At 65.0% G+C, this 19466-nt stretch carries 16 protein-coding genes and 1 tRNA gene; 8 read left to right on the forward strand and 9 right to left on the reverse strand.

The features are described 5' to 3' along the window. Positions 1 to 116: 116 nt before the first annotated feature. The gene (locus QW881_RS22185; RefSeq protein ID WP_172182118.1) at positions 117 to 353 is read right to left on the reverse strand and encodes a helix-turn-helix domain-containing protein; all 237 of its coding nucleotides are present in this window, start codon (positions 351 to 353) and stop codon (positions 117 to 119) included. Positions 354 to 583: 230 nt separating this feature from the next. On the opposite strand from QW881_RS22185, the gene QW881_RS22190 reads away from it, so the two are divergent. Continuing rightward, positions 584 to 1048 (forward strand): hypothetical protein, encoded by a 465-nt coding sequence (locus QW881_RS22190; protein ID WP_316158711.1) that lies wholly within the window; start codon positions 584 to 586, stop codon positions 1046 to 1048. A 323-nt stretch (positions 1049 to 1371) separates the two neighbouring features. Here the strand turns inward: QW881_RS22190 and QW881_RS22195 are convergent, their stop codons facing one another. Together QW881_RS22195 and QW881_RS22200 are read right to left on the reverse strand one after the other, a co-directional pair. Beyond that, a complete protein-coding gene (locus QW881_RS22195; RefSeq protein ID WP_316158710.1) occupies positions 1372 to 2607 on the reverse strand; it encodes a tyrosine-type recombinase/integrase in 1236 nt (411 codons plus the stop codon). A 161-nt stretch (positions 2608 to 2768) separates the two neighbouring features. After that, positions 2769 to 2858 (reverse strand) — tRNA-Ser (locus tag QW881_RS22200). 221 nt (positions 2859 to 3079) lie between these two features. Between QW881_RS22200 and QW881_RS22205 the strand changes: the two genes are divergently transcribed. Then, entirely contained in the window at positions 3080 to 3421 is a 342-nt protein-coding gene (locus tag QW881_RS22205; RefSeq protein WP_315757257.1) for a hypothetical protein, read from the forward strand. 36 nt (positions 3422 to 3457) lie between these two features. On the opposite strand, the gene QW881_RS22210 is transcribed toward QW881_RS22205, so the two are convergent. The 4 genes from QW881_RS22210 to QW881_RS22225 all read right to left on the reverse strand — a co-directional run bounded on the left by QW881_RS22210 (position 3458) and on the right by QW881_RS22225 (position 9913). Continuing rightward, positions 3458 to 4918, reverse strand: a complete 1461-nt coding sequence (locus QW881_RS22210; protein ID WP_315757256.1) for a trehalose-6-phosphate synthase — start codon at positions 4916 to 4918, stop codon at positions 3458 to 3460. Between the two features lie 217 nt (positions 4919 to 5135). Further along, the gene (gene otsB / locus QW881_RS22215; protein ID WP_315757255.1) at positions 5136 to 5954 is read right to left on the reverse strand and encodes a trehalose-phosphatase; all 819 of its coding nucleotides are present in this window, start codon (positions 5952 to 5954) and stop codon (positions 5136 to 5138) included. A 3-nt stretch (positions 5955 to 5957) separates the two neighbouring features. Then, on the reverse strand, positions 5958 to 7472 hold the full coding sequence (locus QW881_RS22220) for an MFS transporter (protein WP_315757254.1): 1515 nt from the start codon (positions 7470 to 7472) through the stop codon (positions 5958 to 5960). 404 nt (positions 7473 to 7876) lie between these two features. Further along, on the reverse strand, positions 7877 to 9913 hold the full coding sequence (locus QW881_RS22225; RefSeq protein WP_315757253.1) for a HAMP domain-containing methyl-accepting chemotaxis protein: 2037 nt from the start codon (positions 9911 to 9913) through the stop codon (positions 7877 to 7879). A 299-nt stretch (positions 9914 to 10212) separates the two neighbouring features. On the opposite strand from QW881_RS22225, the gene QW881_RS22230 reads away from it, so the two are divergent. From QW881_RS22230 to QW881_RS22245, 4 genes are all read left to right on the forward strand, one after another. Next, the gene (locus QW881_RS22230; RefSeq protein ID WP_315717018.1) at positions 10213 to 10698 is read left to right on the forward strand and encodes a (2Fe-2S)-binding protein; all 486 of its coding nucleotides are present in this window, start codon (positions 10213 to 10215) and stop codon (positions 10696 to 10698) included. A 99-nt stretch (positions 10699 to 10797) separates the two neighbouring features. Continuing rightward, the gene (locus tag QW881_RS22235) at positions 10798 to 13137 is read left to right on the forward strand and encodes a xanthine dehydrogenase family protein molybdopterin-binding subunit (RefSeq protein ID WP_315740751.1); all 2340 of its coding nucleotides are present in this window, start codon (positions 10798 to 10800) and stop codon (positions 13135 to 13137) included. Positions 13138 to 13205: 68 nt separating this feature from the next. Further along, positions 13206 to 14006 carry a xanthine dehydrogenase family protein subunit M gene (locus QW881_RS22240; RefSeq protein WP_315757252.1) on the forward strand — a complete coding sequence of 267 codons (801 nt, stop codon included), beginning with the start codon at positions 13206 to 13208 and terminating at the stop codon, positions 14004 to 14006. Positions 14007 to 14286: 280 nt separating this feature from the next. Further along, positions 14287 to 15399, forward strand: coding sequence for a CaiB/BaiF CoA-transferase family protein (locus QW881_RS22245; RefSeq protein WP_315757275.1), 1113 nt, complete (start codon positions 14287 to 14289; stop codon positions 15397 to 15399). 396 nt (positions 15400 to 15795) lie between these two features. Here QW881_RS22245 and hppD read toward each other — a convergent pair whose 3' ends face one another. Further along, a complete protein-coding gene (gene hppD, locus QW881_RS22250; RefSeq protein WP_315757251.1) occupies positions 15796 to 16914 on the reverse strand; it encodes a 4-hydroxyphenylpyruvate dioxygenase in 1119 nt (372 codons plus the stop codon). A gap of 221 nt (positions 16915 to 17135) precedes the next feature. Here hppD and QW881_RS22255 point away from each other — a divergent pair, with 221 nt between their 5' ends. Together QW881_RS22255 and QW881_RS22260 are read left to right on the forward strand one after the other, a co-directional pair. After that, a complete protein-coding gene (locus tag QW881_RS22255) occupies positions 17136 to 17615 on the forward strand; it encodes an Lrp/AsnC family transcriptional regulator (protein WP_315757250.1) in 480 nt (159 codons plus the stop codon). Positions 17616 to 17704: 89 nt separating this feature from the next. Continuing rightward, entirely contained in the window at positions 17705 to 18016 is a 312-nt protein-coding gene (locus QW881_RS22260) for a DUF1272 domain-containing protein (protein WP_315757249.1), read from the forward strand. Between the two features lie 100 nt (positions 18017 to 18116). Here the strand turns inward: QW881_RS22260 and fahA are convergent, their stop codons facing one another. Beyond that, positions 18117 to 19391, reverse strand: coding sequence for a fumarylacetoacetase (gene fahA, locus QW881_RS22265; protein WP_315757248.1), 1275 nt, complete (start codon positions 19389 to 19391; stop codon positions 18117 to 18119). Between the last annotated feature and the right edge of the window lie 75 nt (positions 19392 to 19466).

Below are 19466 nucleotides of genomic sequence, written 5' to 3' on the forward strand. Positions count from 1 at the left end.
GGGGAGATCCGCAATCCAGTTGGGGGGCGAAGTCCTCCTGTAGTTGGGCGAGTTCCTCTAGAGAGCCATTTGATTGTCGGAGTCTCCGATTAGGCGAGTAGCTTAAACCGCAACGCCTACTTGCGACTCAGCTTCCTAACCACGTCGACCGGATCAAATCCCAGGATCTTGCCCAGCTCGATGAGCTCGACGACATCAATCCGACGCTGTCCAGATTCCATGTGGGTCACCCAGGACTGGTAGACACCCATCTTTTCAGCAAGGTCGACCTGTCTCAGCCCCGCAGCCTTCCTATGCTCGACCAGCATGGCAGCAAGCTTTTTCTGCAGGGGTGATGTCACCGTTTTCGGCATCCCGGGCTCCCGAAGGGGGCCGGAGACATAAAACGACTTTTCAGATACCGATAAATTCGGTATTCTACGGGATAGAGCCGGTTTCCTTTCCGGTGTTCTCAGTGGAAGTGCCGATCTTTCCCTCGCAGCGTGGCTGCGGCGCCTGCTCCGACGCACACCTTGACGGGAAAAATGCAACTTCCTCCAATCAGTATCGAGGGCAAATAGGCAACGTACCGGCGGAGCGGGTGATGAATTCAACGACCTCTCTGAGAGCGAAGAAATTGAACCTACGTAACGAGCCTTCAGCGGATCAAACAGACCCAGCTCAACAGCTTGAGCCCGATTTCACCCTTGTCCAGTTGGACACGACCTTCGTCACGCTACTTTCAGAGATCTTCGCGTTAGAGTCGCCGCACGTTCATGATCGGGAGCCCCGAGATGCGGAGCAAGTCTGCTCGGACGAGGCCAGCCGAACGCAGAAGGTCGAAGCGATCCTGGCTCGCTTGGCGCCTATTGAGCGGGCTATCATGGCTGCACCGGCGCAGACGATCGTAGGTCTAGGCATAAAGGCCCGCCATGCAGCCTACGTAGTGTCAGAGTACTGGGATGTGCCCATCGAGCACATGGAATGGGATGCCCGAGCCGTTCGGCTCCTGATCGATGCGATCTGCAATGTTGCCGGCGTGCGGTTGCCATTTTCTCACGGAGCCTAGGGTGCTTTACTGGTCGGCGAATTCCAACGTCACGGTCGGTCAATCAAAGGCGATCGGTAGCTGGTCATCTGCGCACCTCGGCAAGTACTATAAAGCATGATCCCACGCTGACGAATACGATCGGGGCGGCTGCTGGATCCTCAAACCTGGAGCTTGTTCAGGCTCCTTGTCCGCGAGCTTCAACGCGTCGCGCGTAAAGGCGCCGGGCAGAAATTCCCTCGTGCATCGGACCACTCAGCTGGAGATCCGCCCTGCTAGTCTAGGCCACCAGGGGTGGGCCGCCGAGTGCGAAGGCTGCACAGCTAAACAGGCAATTGGGCAGTTCATGCACGGATGGAGACGATTTTTTGATCCGCGCCTGCGCTTGACGCACAAAATGTTGCCCAATCAGACATCAACGCTCTGCGCTTATCGAATAGATCGCCTCGCCGGTAAGCGGCCTCGACCTTGCTACTGATCGTGTGCGCGAGTGCCATCTCGACCACTTCATTCGAGTAGTTCGTGCACTCGGCGGCCCAATCTCGGAACGTCGAGCGAAAGCCGTGCGCCGTGAGATCCGATCGTCCCATGCGGTCCAGCAGTGCCAGCATGGCCATATTGCTGAGCGGCTTGTCGCGCTTGCTACCCGGAAACAGGTGGGAGCCGCCCTGCCCATTGCGAAGAGTCTCGACAACGGCAAACGCAGATTCTGACAACGGAACGCGGTGCTCTTTGGAAGCTTTCATGCGCCCCGCCGGCACCGTCCAGACCTTGTCCTTTATTTCGTCCGGTCGCGCTCCGATCACCTCACCAGTACGGGCAGCCGTGAGGATCAGGAACTCGAGCGCACGCGCCGCGACACCTTCTTGCGCACGTAAGCCGCTCATGAATGCGGGTAGCTCATCGTATGGCAAGGCCGCGTGGTGCTTGACTTTGCGCACTTTGGCACGTGCCGGCAGCAGCTTGTCTAGATGACCGCGCCACCGAGCTGGATTTTCCCCTTTGCGAAAGCCGCGCACTGTTGCCCAATCCAGCACGGCTTCAATCCGGCCGCGTAGCCGCGACGCTGTTTCCGGCTTCTTCGACCATAGTGGCTCGATGATCTTCATGACTAGCGTGGTGTCGATGGCGTGGACCGAGAGCGAACCAATCACCGGCTCGGCATAGGTTTTCAGCGTCGAGCTCCATTGTGCCGCGTGCTTGGCATTTCTCCAGCCGGCGCTGTGAGCGGCGAGATACTGCTTGGTGCACTCCTTGAAGGTCAGCGCGGCGGCGGCCTCAAGAGCAGCCTGGGCGCGCTGCGTTCGGCGCGCCTCGATCGGATCGATCCCTTCGTACACCTGCCGGCGATATTCGGCTGCTTTCGCGCGGGCTTCGGCCAGCCCAAAGATCGAAAAGGAACCGAGGCCCATTTCGCGGGAGCGGCCGCGAACGGTGAAGCGGAAGATCCAGGACTTGGCAGGGGTGCTTTGGCCGTCGCCCGTGACCTGCAGATAGAGGCCGGCGCCATCGGCGTACATGCCGGGCTTCTTGACCTTGACCACCTTCAGTGCCGTCAGGCGGCCCACCAGATGCGCCATCTTTGCCTCGCAGCCTTACCCACGATGCTACCCACATCCTTCACGCGTATACCCACGTTTTGGGGCGAACCCGCGCGGACGCTTGAGGGCATCAAACTCCAAAATTGCGGCGATTTTTCAGGAGGTTGGCGGACGACTGCGAACAGATGCGAACGCTGGGATGGCGGAGAGAGTGGGATTCGAACCCACGGTACGGTTTCCCGCACACACGCTTTCCAAGCGTGCGCCTTAAGCCACTCGGCCATCTCTCCGGCGGCCCTCTCTTGGCGGGGTCGGCGGCGTTTTGCAAGCCGGGCGGGGGCTCAAGGGCTAAATTTCCCCCAAATCGCTGATAAAAATCATCAATCCGCCCTGGTCGCGGGCTCGATCGGGAGGCCGTGCCGCCCGGCCGGCCCATCATGAACCGGCCGGCCGGGCGGCACGACCACTGTTTTGCAGCCCGTCGGTCCGGCTGTCGACTGAGGGATTCGCGATGCCGTCATCCTCCCCTGCCCGTCTCGCCATCCTGCTGACGGCGGTGCTCAGCCTCGCCGCCGGCCCGGCCCGCGCCGATCAATGCACCAAGCAGGGCGTCGACGTGACCTGCGACGACGGCCGCAAGGGGATCTGGCAGGGCGATGCGATCCTGTGGCCGGACGGGACGAAGTCGAGCCTGAAGCCGCACCCGTCCGTCATCGTCGGCAACAAGGCATCCGTGGTGGTGGGACCCGGCGTGTTCGTCGGACAGGGCAACGGGATGGTGCCGATGGACAATCCGAGCTCGCCGAACAAGCTGCGCTGCGCCGTGCTCGACGGCGTCTCCTACTGCCATTGAGCCTCGCCGCACGGAGCGGCGAGGCGCAAGTCCGGTTCAGTGATAGCGCGCGCCAGGCGACAGCATGCGGCCGGCCAGAAAACCCGCCGGAGTGGCAGGCAGGGGTTCGATCTCGACCTCGGCAGCGTCACCGTCCTGCAGCGCCTCGACGAAGTCGGCAAACCATTGCTGGATCGAATGGCGGCGCAGCTTCGTCATCATGATCTCATAGCGCATGCGGCGCTCGTTGAGCGGCATCGACAGCGCCATCGCGATCGTCCGCGCCATGCCGTCGATGTCATGCGGATTGACGATCAGCGCCGCATCGAGCTCGTTGGCGGCTCCGGCGAATTTCGACAGCACCAATACGCCGGGATCGACCGGGCTCTGCGCCGCGACATACTCCTTCGCCACGAGATTCATGCCGTCCTGCAGCGGCGTGACGACGCCGACCTGGGCGCTGCGATAGAGGCCGGCCAGCACGCCCTGACCATAGCCCTTGTTGAGGTAGCGGATCGGCGTCCAGTCGACCTCGCCATGGCGGCCATTGACCTCGCTGACGAGGCGCGCGACCTCGCTCTGCAGATTGCCATAGGCCTCGATCGATTCGCGCGACGGCGTTGCGATCTGCAGCAGCGACGCGGCGCGCAGCAGGCTCGGGTGCATCGTCCACATCCGGTCGAAGGCGTTGATGCGGTTGACCAGACCCTTGGAGTAGTCGAGCCGGTCGACGCCGATGGCGAGCTTCTCGCCATTCAGGCTGCGGCGCAGCCGCGACACATCCGGATGCGCCACCGCCTTTGCCGCCTGCTGCGCAAACTTGTCGGCGTCGATGCCGATCGGGAACACGGCCAGACGTGTGCGGCCGTGCAGCGACCTGACCACGCCGTCACGCACCTGCAAGCCGAGATCGGCGCGGATGCAGGCGGTGAAATTCTCGCGATCATCCTCGGTCTGGAAGCCGATCAGATCATAGGCGAGCATCGCGGTGACGAGATCGCGGTGATTCGGCACGCTGTCGATGACGCTGCGCGCGGGCCACGGCGTATGCAGGAAGAAGCCGATCGGGCTCTTCACGCCCAGCGTGCGCAACTCCGCGCCGAGCGACAGGAAGTGATAGTCCTGGATCCAGAACAAGGTGTCCGGCTTCTGGAACCGGAGCAGCGCGCGCGCCACGAAGGCGTTGACCTCGCGATAGGAGCGATAATCATCATGCGAGACGCTGATCAGATCGCTGCGTGAATGCAGCGCCGGCCATAGCGCCGAATTGGCGAAACCTTCGTAGTAGCCGGCATAATGCGCAGCCGGCAGATCCAGCAGCGCGAGCGCGCCTTCACCGATCTGCTCGATCTCCGCGATCGGTTCCGTCTGCGCGCCGTCGCGCACACGACCCGAGGAACCCACCCATACTGCCCCCGATTTCTCCACAACGGGCAGCAATGCTGCCGCAAGTCCGCCGGTCATTGGCTCGTTAGCTTTGCCACGAGCCACCCGATTCGAAACCACGACGAGGTTCACAGCTCCCTCCTGTTGGTCATGTCGGTTAACAGCTGTTCATCAATATGGTTCCGGGCCACCCTTTCAACCAATTGAAACCAAATTCGGGCATTCGCGCGGTGTAATCACAGCGTCAAATCAAGTCAGAACTGTTCTAATCAACAGCGACGCATTCAACATGCGACCGCATGGCGAATGGAACTAACAACGTAGCGATGCGGAACCACTGCACGGATCGCTAGGTCGATGAATTAGTTCCACCACCGGCGAGGCGCGCCAGGAATGCGCGCACGTCGTCCGGTGCGTCGAAATGTCCGTCGACGCCGAGCGCACGGCGGCCGACGGAGAACGAGAGGCCGGCGAAATCCGGCATGATCGCGAACACCGTCTCATCCGTGACGTCGTCGCCGATGAAGAACGGCTTGCGTCCCTTGAACGGTGCGTTCCGCATCAGCTCGCGCACGCCGCTCGCCTTGGTGAAGCCGGCATGCTTGATCTCGCACACACACTTGCCGGGCAGCACCTCGATCGGCGCCCCCGGCAACTCGGCGCGGATGCGCGACACTTCTTTGTAGATCGCCTTCTCAGCCTGCGGCGCGAGGCGATAATGCAGCGCCAGCGAGTAGCCCTTGTCCTCGAGCAGAATGCCGGGGCTGAGCCTGGCGATCGCAGCGAGCCTGCGCTTCAGCTCCTTGTCCAGCGGCGGCGCCTTGATGGCGTCCGCCTCGCCGCCGCTGCCGAGCCGCATCTCCGCGCCATGGCCGCCGACGGCGGGATAGACCTCCGGCGCGAAGATGAGATCGATGTCGTTGAGCGAGCGGCCCGAGACCAGCGCCAGCGCGCCGGAGGTTCGTTGCAGCAATGCGGTCAGGGTCTCGGCTAGGCCCGGCGGCACCCACACCTCGCGCGGCGTCGGCGCGAGATCGAGCAGGGTACCGTCGATATCGAGCAGGATCGCCACCTCGCGAAGATGCGGCACGAGACTGGCGGGCGCCGGAACGATCTCGGCGGGCTCCGACGCAGGAGAAGCGATCAGATCGGAGTTTTCGGACATCATCAACTACTCCATGACAGCGAGCGGACGCGCCACCTGTTCGAGCGATTTGCGCTCGGCCGCGATGGCATAGCGCCAAGCGACGAGCGCCGCCACCAGCATCAGCGCGGCACCGAACAGATAGCCGCCGAACACCGCGCCGCGCGCCCCGCTGTCGAGCAGCGCGCCGAACAGCGCGGGTCCCGCGACGCCGCCGATCCCGGTGCCGATGGCGTAGAACAGCGCGATCGCGAGCGCGCGCACTTCCAGCGGAAAATTCTCCGACACGGTGAGATAGGCGGCGCTCGCCGCCGGTGACGCGAAGAAGAAGATCACCATCCAGGCCGCGGTCTGCGTCGCGGCGCTCAGCACGCCGATCGAGAACAGATAGCCGGTGAGCGCAAGCAGCACGCCGGAGACGCCGTAGGTGAAGGTGATCATGGCGCGGCGCCCGAGCGTATCGAACAGGCGGCCGAGCAGCAGCGGCCCGAGCACGTTGCCGGCCGCGAAGGGCAGGATGTACCAGCCGACATGATCGGACTTGATGCCGTAGAAGTCGGTCAGCACCAGCGCGAAGGTGAAGAAGATCGCGTTGTAGAAGAACGCCTGGGCGGTCATCAAGGTGAGCCCGACCAGGGAGCGCTGGCGATAAACTGAGAGCAGCGTATGCGCGACCTCTCGCAACGGCGTGTGGCTGCGCATCCGCAGCCGCATCCTCGGCAATTCCTTTGCGCGCGCCTCGCGGTCGTGGCCGGTGACGTCGCGTTCGATCTCCGCGACGATCCGATGCGCCTCTTCGGGATGGCCGTGAATCATCAGCCAGCGCGGACTTTCCGGAATCCACATCCGCATGACCAGCACGACGAGGCCGAGACAGGCGCCGATGCCGTAGGCCAGCCGCCAGCCGACATCCGGGCCGGTGACGTCGGGATCGAGCAGCACGATGGCGCCGACCGCACCGAGCGCGGCACCCAGCCAGAAGCTGCCGTTGATCATGAGATCGGTCCAGCCGCGATAGCGCGCCGGCACCAGCTCCTGGATCGTCGAGTTGATCGCGGTATACTCGCCGCCGATGCCGGCGCCGGTCAGGAAGCGAAACAGCGCGTAGGTCGCGATGTTCCAGGACAAGGCGGTGGCGGCCGTCGCGGACAGATAGAGCGCAAGCGTGACGAAGAACAGCTTTCGGCGGCCGATGCGGTCGGTCAGCCAGCCGAAGCCGAGCGCGCCGAGCACGGCGCCGGCGAGATAGGCGCTGTTGGCAAGCCCGATGTCGAGGTTGGAGAAATGCAGCGCCGGGCTCTGCTTGAGCGCGCCCGACAAGGCGCCTGCCAGCGTCACCTCGAGCCCGTCGAGCACCCAGGTGATGCCGAGCGCCAGCACGACGCGGGTGTGAAAGGCGCTCCAGCGGAGATCGTCGAGCCGGGCGGGAATGTTGGTTTCGATGACGCGATCCCGGCCTGCCATGTCGCCCGGCGGAGCGCCGGATTGCGGCGCTGACGTGACGACGCGGAGGTTGGGAGAGGATGCCTGTCGCGGTGCCATGGAATCCCAATGCGACGGCGCGGGTCGCACCGCATGCTCGACCGAGAGGATGAAGCAAATGCGGCAGCGAATGCCTGCCGCTGCGACTCAACGTCTCGTCGGGCGCAGGGTTCCCGGAGTGGGGCGGGGTTCGGCGCTCGACCCGCCTGGGGGGCGCAGCGTTTCCTGGGTGAGGCCCAGGCGCGCCTCATTTCAGCTGTCGTCCCGGGCAAGCGAGCGAAGCGAGCGCGACCCGGGATTCATACCGCGTGATGCAAGATTGGGGCACGCGATCAATACCGCCCGCCACACATCTGCCGCGGCGTATGGATCCCGGCGTTCGCCGGGATGACAGCGGAGGGTTTGGCCGCAGGCTCGCCAACGCACTTGCGAGCGGCGTGAAGACCAGCCTGTCGCCGCAAAACTCACGCCGCGCGGATGTTGGCCATGAAGCGGTTGAGCTCCGCGCGCAGCCGCGCGCTCTCCGAGGACAGCGACTGGGCCGAGCGCAGCACCTCCTCCGAGGCTTCGCCGGTCTGGGTCGCGCCGCGATTGACCTGCGTGATGTCGGTGGCGGCGGCCTGCGTGCCTGCCGCGACGCCCTGCACGTTCCTGGCGATCTCCTGGGTCGCGCCGCCCTGCTGCTCGACCGCGGTGGCGATCGACGCGGCGATGGTCGAGATCTGACGGATCGTGCCGCCGATCTGCTTGATCGCGGTCACCGACTCCTGGGTCGCCGCCTGCATGCCGGAGATGTGGTTGGAGATGTCGTCGGTCGCCTTGGCGGTCTGCTCGGCCAGCGACTTGACCTCGGAAGCCACCACCGCAAACCCGCGGCCGGCATCGCCGGCGCGAGCCGCCTCGATGGTCGCGTTCAGGGCCAGCAGGTTGGTCTGCTCGGCGATCGCGGTGATCAGCTTGACGACGTCGCCGATCTCCTGCGCCGCACGCGACAGCTTGCCGATGCGCCCGTCGGTCTCCTCGGCCTGGGCCACGGCGGACTCCGCGATGCGGCTGGACTCGCGGACCTGGCGGCCGATCTCGTTGACCGAGGCCGAAAGTTCGTCGGTCGCGCTCGCCACCGAGTGGATGCGGCCCGTGGCCTGGTCGGAGGTGCCGCTGACGCGGCTCGCCAGCGACTGCGTGGTCTCCGCGGTGCGCGTCAGGGTCGAGGCCGCCTGCTCGAGGTGCTCGGCCGAGGTCGAGACGTTAGACACGATCGAGCCGACGGCGGTCTCGAACTCGTCGGCGAAGCGGATGAGCTCGGCCCGCCGCGCGGCGCCCGCCGCCCTGTTCTGGGCGTCCTGCGTCGCAGCGTCGCGCTCGGCCTTGGCCACCGCCTGGACCTTGAACTCCTCGACCGCCGCCGCCATCTCGCCGATCTCATCGGCACGCCCGAGGCCGGGCAGCCGGACGTCGAAATTGCCCGAAGCGAGCTCGCGCATCGCCTTGCACATCGTGATCATCGGCTTGGAGATGCCGTTGCCGAGCATCAGCGCCAGCACGGCGCCGAGCGTCAGCCCGCCGATCGCCAGCATTGCGATCAGCCGCTCGATGTCCGCGATGGTGGTGTTGGTGGCGGCCTCGATGCGCTGCTGGTCGGAGGCGACCTCGGATTTCAGCCCGTTCGACAGCGCGATGATCTCGGTCCCGACCACGCTCATCTCCTGTTCGAGCTTGCCGAGCGCCTTCATGTTCTCCGACAGCTTGATGAAGGCGGCGCGGTACTGCTTGATCAGGTCGCCGAGCTCGGCGACACGCTGGGTGATCTTCTCGTCATTGGCATAGATCGTCACCAGCGAGGTTTCCAGGAAGCGCGTGCGCGCGATGGCGCCGTCAGCCATCTTGGCGTCGGGCTTGGCGATGTAGGTCCCGACCAGCGCGGACACGGTCAGATACTGGCCGGTGAGGTCCTTGGCCGTGGTCTGCACCGACGGCAGGCCGGCCAGCGCGGCGGTGTCTGCCAGATCATCGAACTTGAAGCGGATCTTGTTGCCGATGAGGCCGATCTGGTCGGTCGCCAGTTTCGCGTTCTCGCGGGTCAGAGCAACGATGCTCGAGAATGTCTTGGCGAAGGCCTGAAACTGCGCCTGCAGCTTGCCGACCTGCGCCCGCCGCTCGGCGCCGGTCGCCGCCATGGATTTGTCGATCGCGGCCTGGAGTGCCTGCTGGGCAGCGGTGGCCGCCGCCTCGTCGTCGGCTTTGCCGGTCAGGGCATAATAGCGGGCGAGCGCCTGGTACGAGACCAGCTCGCGATCGATGGTGCGGGTGGTGTCGGCTTCGGCAACGCTGCCGCGATAGGCTGCCACCGCTGCGGCGACCCGCTCGAATCCCAGATAGGAGAAGCCGATGCTGGCAGCAGAGATCGCCAGCACAACGGCGAAGCCAAGGACGATCTTGCCGCGAAAACGCAGGGTCAGAAAATTGGCACGCCGCGACTGCGGCGCAAGCTGCGCAGACATTCCCACCCCCGACACGCCATTCTTTATATTGGCCAGAAACCAAACCGCCCGGCGGCAACGCACCAGAGCGTGATCAAAACTACGTCACAATGGCTAAGGGGCGGTAAATGGACGGCATCGGCCTACGGCCTGCGCTTCACCTGCGCCGGTGCCGGCCTCGCGTGGCGCGCCACATGCGACCGGATCGCCGATGCCGCGCGCAAGACGTCGCAATGACATCGGAGACGAAAATTCGAGTTGCAAAGTCCTGAGGGCGCTGTTTCTAATCAGAACAAGAATAATTCATCGGGAGGTTACTCGTGTCGACAGTCAAACTGACGGTGAACGGCAAGGCGGTCTCGGTCGAGGCCGAGGATCGCACCCTGCTCGTTCACCTCCTGCGGGATCATCTGAACCTCACCGGCACCCATGTCGGCTGTGACACCAGCCAATGCGGCGCCTGCGTCGTCCATATCGACGGCCGTGCCGTGAAATCCTGCACCGTGCTGGCCGGCCAGGCCGCCGGCGCCAACGTCACCACCATCGAAGGCATCGCCAAGGGCGACGAGCTGCACCCGATGCAGGCGGCCTTCCGCGACAATCACGGCCTGCAATGCGGCTATTGCACGCCGGGGATGATCATGTCGGCCATCGATATTGTGCACCGCCACGGAGGCGAGCTCGACGAGAGCACGGTGCGTGAGGAGCTGGAAGGCAACATCTGCCGCTGCACCGGCTATCACAACATCGTCAAGGCCGTGCTCGACGCTGCCGGACGGATGAAGGTCGCGCAAGCTGCCGAATGAGGCCGGCGAGAGCCGCCGTTTACCGCAATACCGAGACCACGACCGCTGCGCGCGATGGCCGCGGCGGGACAATAGAACTCCGGTAGGGGAGAGATTCGCATGGGTATGGAAGGCATTGGCGCCAGCGTCGTCCGCAAGGAGGACAAGCGTTTCATCACCGGCAAAGGCCGTTACGTCGACGACGTCAAGCTGTTGGGCATGACCTTTGCCCATTTCATCCGCAGCCCGCACGCGCACGCCAAGGTCAAGAGCATCGACTCCTCGGCCGCCGAGGCGATGCCTGGCGTGGTCGCGGTGCTCACCGGCCGCCAGATCGTCGACGACAAGGTCGGCAACCTGATCTGCGGCTGGGCCATCACCTCCAAGGACGGCTCGCCGATGAAGATGGGCGCATGGCCGGCGATGGCGCCGGAGACCGTGCGCTTCGTCGGCCAGGCCGTGGCCGTGGTGATCGCCGAAAGCAAGAACCTCGCACGTGACGCCGCCGAGGCAGTCGTGGTGGAGTACGAGGAGCTGCAGGCCGTCGCCGACATGCCCTCCGCGCTGAAGCCCGGCGCGCCGCAGCTTCACCCGGAAGCCCCCGGCAACGTCGTCTACGACTGGTCGATCGGCGACGAGGCCGCGGTCAACGCTGCCTTCGCCAAGGCCGCCAACGTCGTCACCCTGGAATTGACCAACAACCGGCTGGCACCGAACGCGATGGAGCCGCGCGCGGCGATCGCCGAGTACGATGCGGCCGAGGAGCATTTCACGCTCTATACGACGTCGCAGAATCCGCACGTCGCTCGCCTGGTGCTGTCGGCATTCTACAACATCGCACCAGAACACAAGCTGCGCGTGATCGCCCCTGACGTCGGCGGCGGCTTCGGCTCCAAGATCTTCATCTATCCCGAGGAGATGGTCGCGCTGTGGGCCTCCAAGAAGGTCGGCCGTCCGGTGAAATGGACCGGCGACCGCACCGAGGCGTTCCTGACCGACGCGCACGGCCGCGACCACATCTCCAAGGCCGAGATGGCGTTCGATGCCGACAACAAGATCCTTGGCCTGCGGGTCAAGACCCACGCCAATTTCGGCGCCTACATGTCGCTGTTCTCGTCGTCGGTGCCGACCTATCTGTACGCGACCCTGCTGTCGGGCCAGTACAACATTCCGGCGATCTATGCCGAGGTGATGGGCGTCTACACCAACACCACGCCGGTCGACGCCTATCGTGGCGCCGGACGCCCGGAGGCGAGCTATCTGCTGGAGCGGCTGATCGAGACGGCGGCGCGCCAGTTGAAGGTCGATTCGGCCGATCTCCGGCGGAAGAACTTCATCACCCAGTTCCCGCACCAGACCCCGGTGATCATGGCCTACGACACCGGTGACTTCAACGCCTCGCTCGACGCGGCGATGAAGGCGATCGACTATGCCGGTTTCCCGGCCCGCAAGGCGGCGGCAAAGGCGCAGGGCAAGCTGCGCGGCCTCGGCCTGTCCTGCTACATCGAAGCCTGCGGCATCGCGCCGTCGAAGGCGGTCGGCAGCCTCGGCGCCGGCGTCGGCCTGTGGGAGTCCGCGGAGATCCGCGTCAACCCGGTCGGCACCATCGAGGTCCTCACGGGATCGCACAGCCACGGCCAGGGCCACGAGACCACCTTCTGCCAGCTGATCGCCGAACGCCTGGGCGTGCCGATCAGCCAGGTCTCGATCGTTCATGGCGACACCGACAAGGTGCAGTTCGGCATGGGCACCTACGGCTCGCGCTCGGCCGCCGTCGGTCTCACGGCGATCCTGAAGGCGATGGAGAAGGTCGAGGCCAAGGCCAAGAAGATCGCAGCCCACGCACTCGAAGCGTCGGAAGGCGACATCGTCATCGAGAACGGCGAGTTCAAGGTGACCGGCACCGACAAGTCGATCGCGCTGCCGATGGTCGCGCTCGCCGCCTACACCGCGCACAACCTGCCGGACGGCATGGAGCCCGGATTGAAGGAGACTGCCTTCTACGATCCGACCAACTTCACCTTCCCGGCCGGCACCTATATCTGCGAGCTGGAGGTCGATGAGGCCACCGGCAAGACGTCGTTCGTCAACTTCGTCGCGGCGGACGATTTCGGCCGGCTGATCAACCCCATGATCGTCGAGGGCCAGGTTCATGGCGGTCTGGTCCAGGGCATCGGCCAGGCACTGCTCGAGCACGCGATCTACGACAGCAACGGCCAGCCGGTCACCGCGTCCTTCATGGACTACGCGATGCCGCGCGCCGACGACGTGCCGTCGTTCAAGTTGAGCCACACCACGACCCTGTGCCCGGGCAATCCGCTCGGCGTGAAGGGCTGCGGCGAGGCCGGCGCGATCGGCGCATCCGCCGCCGTGATCAATGCGATCACGGATGCGATCGGCAACAACAAGCTCGAAATGCCGGCGACGCCCGACCGCGTCTGGCATGCGATCCACGGTTGATCATCGCTCCGGGGCGCGCGAAGGCGCGGCCCCGGAATGATCTCGATGAAAAATTCAGGGAGATTCCCATGTACGAGACGACCTACCATCGCGCCTCCTCGGTCGACGAAGCGACGGCGCTGTTCGCCAAGGGCAGCGAGGCCAAGTTCCTGGCCGGCGGCCACACCCTGCTTCCGGTCATGAAACAGCGCCTCGCCAGCCCGTCCGACGTCATCGACATCGGCAAGATCAAGGATCTGATCGGCGTGCAGCTGTCGGGCGACACGCTCGTGATCAAGGCGGCGACGACCTATTACGACATCATGACCAATGCCGACGTGAAGAAGGCGATCCCCGCGATCTCCTACCTCACCTCGGTGCTCGGCGATCCCGCCGTGCGTCACCGCGGCACCATCGGCGGCTCGATCGCCAACAACGATCCGGCTGCGGATTTCCCGGCGGCACTGATCTCGCTCGGCGCGACCGTGAAGACCAACAAGCGCGCGATCTCGGCGGATGATTTCTTCAAGGGCCTGTTCACGACCGCGCTCGAGGATGGCGAGATCATCACCGAGGTGTCGTTCCCGGTGCCGGAGAAGGCGGGCTATGCCAAGATGCGCCACCCGGCGTCGCGCTTCGCGCTGACCGGCGTGTTCGTGACCAAGACGAAGGGCGGCGACGTCCGCGTCGCCGCCACCGGCGCCTCGCAGAGCGGCGTGATGCGCGTGGCCGCGATCGAGGCGGCGCTGAAGTCGAACTGGTCGGCCTCGGCGATCGACGGCGTCAGCATCCCGGCGAGCGGCCTGCTCAGCGACATCCACGGCTCGGCTGATTACCGCGCCAATCTGGTGAAGGTGATGGCGCAGCGCGCGGTGCAAGCCGCGGGCTGAGCGCGCGACGCTCAGCATTCCGCGAAACGGCACAACAAATTCCACACGGCGCGCAGCGATGCGCGCCGTTTTGCTTTGCGGCATACGGCGCGCTTGCGTTGGCCGGATACACGCGGGACAATCGCGGATCAGGAAACGCATCGCGCGTGATGATGTCTGGTTGATGCGGACAGCAGCCAAGCACACCCACCTCCCCTGGAGGGGGAGGGTGAAGGTCGCGGCGACCATCTTTGTCCGATCGACCTCATCACGCGCCGAAGCACCGCAGGGACAAGACAACGTGCTCGACAAGACCGCCCCACAGACCGAGACCCGCGCCACCGGACCACTCGCGGGCTTTCGCATCGTCGAGTTCGCCGGCATCGGACCGGGACCGTTCGCCTGCATGCTGCTGGCCGACATGGGCGCGGAGGTGGTGACGCTCGATCGCGTCGGCGCGCGCAAGACCATGAAGTCGGTCGCCGGTCGCGGCCGCAAGGTCATCGAGCTCGACCTCAAGGACAAGGCCGTCATCGCCGAAGTGCTCGACCTGCTCGCCGGCGCCGATGCGCTGATCGAAGGCTTTCGTCCCGGCGTGATGGAACGCCTTGGCCTCGGCCCCGACGTCGTGCTCGCGCGCAATCCCAAGCTGGTCTATGGCCGCATGACCGGCTGGGGCCAGCAGGGACCGTTGGCGCAGGCGGCCGGCCACGACATCAACTACATCTCGATCACCGGCGCGCTGGCCGCGATCGGACCGAAGGAGCGGCCGGTGCCGCCACTCAACCTGGTCGGCGATTTCGGCGGCGGTGCGCTCTACCTCGTCGTCGGCGTGCTCGCCGCACTGCTCGAAGCCTCGAAGTCCGGTAAGGGGCAGGTGGTGGATACCGCGATGTGCGACGGCGCGGCCTCGCTGCTCGCGATGTTCTTCGACCTCACTGCGATGGGCCGCTGGACCGAGGGGCGCGAGCGCAACTTCCTCGACGGCGGCGCGCACTTCTACGGCGTCTACGAATGCGCCTGTGGCAACTTCATCTCCATCGGCTCGATCGAGCCGCAGTTCTACGCGCTGCTGCGGCAGCATGCCGACCTCTCCGATCCCGCCTTCGACGCGCAGATGGACCCGCGCGCCTGGCCGGCGCTGAAGGAGAAGCTGGTCGCGGTGTTCAAGAGCAAGACGCGCGAGGAATGGTGCGCGATCATGGAGGGCACCGACATCTGTTTCGCGCCGGTGCTGACGATGTCGGAGGCACCGAAGCACGCGCACATGGCGGCGCGCGGCGTGTTCGTCCAGCGGCATGGCATCACGCAGCCGGCGCCTGCTCCCCGCTTCTCGCGCACGCCGTCGACCATTCGCGAGCCGGTGGTGACGGAGATCGGGGCTGTGGTGAGTGCGTGGCAGGCGGGACGATAAGCTCGATCGCTTCTGCGCATAGTACGGCCCTACCCCGTCGCGCGCTGGGCGATGCGACCGATGCCGTCGCCTCAACCTCGATGTCGTCCCTGCGAACGTAGGGACCCATAACCACCGGCCGTCGTTTGGCGAAGATTATCTGCGACTATGCCTACCGCGAGATCACGCGGTATGGGTCCCGGGTCGGCGCCCGACGCCGCTAGCGCGTCGTCGGGCTTGCCCGGGACGACACTGTTTGTTTGGCAACGTCCTGCCATCCGTCAAGCCGTCATTTCGAGCGAAGCGACTTGTCCGCCGAAGCTCGAAGAGCGAAGGCGGAAGCAATCCAGGGCCGGGTCGGGCCCCTGGATTGCTTCGTCGCTTTGCTCCTCGCAATGACGAGCCGACAGACTTCCCCTACTCCGCCGCTTCCACCTTCAGCACGCCGCGGCGGATCTGATCCTCTTCGATCGACTCGAACAGCGCCTTGAAGTTGCCTTCGCCAAACCCGTCGTCGCCCTTGCGCTGGATGAACTCGAAGAAGATCGGGCCGATGGCATTGGCCGAGAAGATCTGCAGCAGCACCTTGGTGTGGCCGCCATCGACCACGCCCTCGCCGTCGATCAGGATGCCGTTGCGCTTGAGGCGGGTGACGTCCTCGCCATGCCCGGGCAGGCGCGCTTCGATGCGCTCGAAATAGGTCTCGGGCGGCGACGGCATGAACGGCAGGCCCGACGCGCGCAGGCCCTCGACGGTGGCGTAGATGTCGCGGGCGCCGCAGGCGATGTGTTGAATGCCCTCGCCGCGATAGATCTTAAGGTACTCCTCGATCTGGCCGGAATCCCCGGCATCCTCGTTGATCGGAATCCGGATCTTGCCGTCGGGACTGGTCAGCGCACGCGAGAACAGTCCGGAGGCGCGGCCCTCAATGTCGAAGAAACGGATCTGGCGGAAGTTGAACAGTTTTTCGTAGAAGCCGACCCAGACGTCCATGCGACCGCGATGCACGTTGTGGGTCAGGTGATCGATGTAGTAGAGGCCGGAGCCGATGGGGCGCGGGTCGCGCTCGCCGATCCACCCGAATTCGAGATCATAGGCCGAGCCCTTGGCACCGTAGCGATCGACGAGATAGAGCAGGCTGCCGCCGATGCCCTTGAGTGCGGGCACGTCCAGCGTCTTCTGGGCCGGCGGCAGATCGGCCGGCTCGGCGCCGAGCGCGATCGCCCGCGCATAGGCCTTCTTCGCGTCGACCACCCTAAACGCCATCGACGGCGCACACGGCCCGTGCGCGGCGACAAAGTCGTGGCCGTGGCTGCCCGGCTCCTCGTTGACGAGGTAGTTGATGTCACCCTGGCGGTACAGCGTGATCGCCTTGGTCTTGTGGCGCGCGACCGCGGCGAAGCCCATCAGCTTGAACAGCGCGTGCAGCTCGCTTGCTTCGGGGTGCGCATATTCGACGAACTCGAAGCCGTCCGTGCCCATCGGGTTTTCGGTGGAGATGGTGGCAGGCGGCGCATCGTGCGGAAATGGACCCATGGGAAGCTCCTGTTCAACGAGAGCCGTCGTCATTGCGAGCGAAGCGGCGAAGCGAAGCAATCCAGGGCTGAGAACGACGTCTAGATTGCTTCGTCGCTCCGCTCCTCGCAATGACGCCGGATTGCGGCCAGTCTCGTCGAGAAGTCATGCATGGGGCATGCAAACCATTGTCATTTCCGCCCAGATATGCACGATCCGTGCACATTTTGAGGATCTCACGCATGATTTTCGTCGACAGTTTCGATCTCCGCATCCTCGCCGCACTGCAGGACGACGGCCGGCTCACCAACCAGGAGCTGGCCGACCTCGCCGGGCTCTCGGCCTCGCAATGCTCGCGCCGGCGGATGCGGCTGGAGGAGGACGGCGTCATCGCGGGCTATCGCGCGCAGCTATCCGGCACGTCCCTGGGCTTCGAGCTGATCGCCTTCATCCAGATCACCCTGGCGACGCATTCGCCCGACAACGCGCAGAAATTCCGTGCGCTGGTGAACCGCGTCGACGACATCCAGGAGGCCTACGCGCTGACCGGCGACTCCGATTATCTGCTCAAGGTCGTGCTGCGCGACCTCAAGAGCCTGTCCGACATCGTCAACAATGTGCTGATGCCACACCAGAGCGTGGCGCATGTGCGGTCGTCGATCGTGCTCGACCGGCTGAAGGAGAGCGCGAAGCTGCCGCTGGCGTCGCTGTCTGCTGGCTGACGACGTGGCGCAAATCGAGGGAATTGCGCCATTCAACACCGTCGCGGCTTTTGCGACAGTCACATCATTCCAACATCTGCGAGACGAACATGGCGCTGCAGCTTCGCCCGAACTGCGAATATTGCGACAAAGACCTGCCACCGGCAGCAACGGACGCGCGCATCTGCTCCTACGAATGCACCTTCTGCACCGACTGCGTCGAGACCAAGCTGTTCAACGTCTGCCCGAACTGCGGCGGCGGCTTTGCGCCACGGCCGATCCGGCCGTCGCGCGAGTGGCGGCCAGGGGCCTGCGTCGCAAAACAGCTGCCGTCGGACAAGCGCGTGCATCTGAAATATGCGGCGGAGGAGGTCGCGGCGTTCGTCGGAGGCGTGAAGAACGTCGCGCCGGAAGAGCGCTGACCTCTCTCCTCGTCATTCCGGGGCGCGCGCAGCGCGAGCCCGGAATCGATAACCACGACGTGACATCGTGCATCGAAAGCTCAGCCAAGGGCAGCTCGCATCACACGGCCGCTACGATCGTGCCTTCGACCTCGCCGAAGCCGACGCGATAGCCCTGCCCCTGGCACCAGCCGCGCATCACCAGAGAGTCGCCGTCCTCGAGAAACGTGCGCTTCACGCCGCCGGCGAGCTCGACCGGCTCGGTACCATTCCAACTGATCTCCAGCAGGCTGCCGCGCTGATGCTTCTCCGGGCCGGAGATCGTGCCGGACCCGAGGAGATCGCCCACGCTCATCGCGCAACCGGAGGAGGCGTGGTGCATCAGCTGCTGCACGCTCGACCAGTACATGTACTTGAAATTGGTCTGCGCGATGGTCTGCGCGGCGTTGCTGCCGGAGGCACGCAAGGCCACGTCGAGGGAGAGATCGTAGTTCTGCGCGGCCTTCTGCTGCAGGTAGGGTAGCGGCGTCGGATCCTGCGTTGGCCCCGACACGCGGAACGGCTCCAGCGCCTCCCGCGTCACCACCCACGGGCTGATCGACGTCGCAAACGCCTTGGCCTGAAACGGCCCAAGCGGGACATATTCCCATTGCTGGATGTCGCGTGCGCTCCAGTCGTTGAGCAGCACGAAGCCGAAGATCATCGCCTCCGCCTGCGCCTCGCTCAGCATCTCGCCGAGCGGCGACGACTGGCCGATGACGACGCCCATCTCGAGCTCGAAGTCGAGCCGCTTGCACGGCCCGAAGCTCGGCACGTCGGCGCTCGGCGGCTTCAATTGCCCGTGCGGCCGGCGCACCTTGGTGCCGGAGACGATCACGGTCGAGGCGCGGCCATTATAGCCGATCGGCATGTGCAGCCAGTTCGGTTGCAGCGCATTGTCCTTGCCGCGGAACATGACGCCGACATTGGTGGCGTGCTCCTTCGACGAATAGAAATCGGTGTAGCCGGCGACATGGAACGGCAGATGCAGCGTAACGTCGGAGCGCGGCAGCAGCGCCCGGCTGCGCAGCGGCTTGTCGTCACGCAGCCGCGGATTGTCGTGGCGCAGCAGTGCGCTGATCGCAGCCCGCGTCTTCGACCACACGGCGGGGCCGAGCGCCATGAAGGCATTCAGCGAGGATTGCGCGAACACCTCATAAGCCGGCGCCAGATCGAGCAGGCCTTCGTCCTCGAGCACGGCGAGGTCGAGCACGACGTCGCCGATCGCCACGCCGACGCGCGGCTTCGGCGAGTCGGCGGCGGAGAACACGCCGTAGGGCAGGTTCTGGATCGGGAAGTCCGAGGCCGGATCGACCGGGATGAAGGAGCGGAGCGAGGGATCGTTGGGATGGGGCAAGCTTCTATTCCCATGAAAGGCGGCACACTCTCTCGATCGTCATTCCGGGATGGCCCGACAGGGCCAGACCCGGAA

Source organism: Bradyrhizobium sp. SZCCHNS3016 (assembly GCF_032484535.1).
Classification (GTDB): domain Bacteria; phylum Pseudomonadota; class Alphaproteobacteria; order Rhizobiales; family Xanthobacteraceae; genus Bradyrhizobium.

Bases quoted from the DNA above. Each gene is read 5' to 3' on its own strand.
- QW881_RS22185 (WP_172182118.1), bottom strand. From the start codon at position 353: ATGCCGAAAACGGTGACATCACCCCTGCAGAAAAAGCTTGCTGCCATG.
- QW881_RS22190 (WP_316158711.1), top strand. From the start codon at position 584: ATGAATTCAACGACCTCTCTGAGAGCGAAGAAATTGAACCTACGTAAC.
- QW881_RS22195 (WP_316158710.1), bottom strand. From the start codon at position 2,607: ATGGCGCATCTGGTGGGCCGCCTGACGGCACTGAAGGTGGTCAAGGTC.
- QW881_RS22205 (WP_315757257.1), top strand. From the start codon at position 3,080: ATGCCGTCATCCTCCCCTGCCCGTCTCGCCATCCTGCTGACGGCGGTG.
- otsB (WP_315757255.1), bottom strand. From the start codon at position 5,954: ATGATGTCCGAAAACTCCGATCTGATCGCTTCTCCTGCGTCGGAGCCC.
- QW881_RS22220 (WP_315757254.1), bottom strand. From the start codon at position 7,472: ATGGCACCGCGACAGGCATCCTCTCCCAACCTCCGCGTCGTCACGTCA.
- QW881_RS22225 (WP_315757253.1), bottom strand. From the start codon at position 9,913: ATGTCTGCGCAGCTTGCGCCGCAGTCGCGGCGTGCCAATTTTCTGACC.
- QW881_RS22235 (WP_315740751.1), top strand. From the start codon at position 10,798: ATGGGTATGGAAGGCATTGGCGCCAGCGTCGTCCGCAAGGAGGACAAG.
- QW881_RS22240 (WP_315757252.1), top strand. From the start codon at position 13,206: ATGTACGAGACGACCTACCATCGCGCCTCCTCGGTCGACGAAGCGACG.
- hppD (WP_315757251.1), bottom strand. From the start codon at position 16,914: ATGGGTCCATTTCCGCACGATGCGCCGCCTGCCACCATCTCCACCGAA.
- QW881_RS22255 (WP_315757250.1), top strand. From the start codon at position 17,136: ATGATTTTCGTCGACAGTTTCGATCTCCGCATCCTCGCCGCACTGCAG.
- QW881_RS22260 (WP_315757249.1), top strand. From the start codon at position 17,705: ATGGCGCTGCAGCTTCGCCCGAACTGCGAATATTGCGACAAAGACCTG.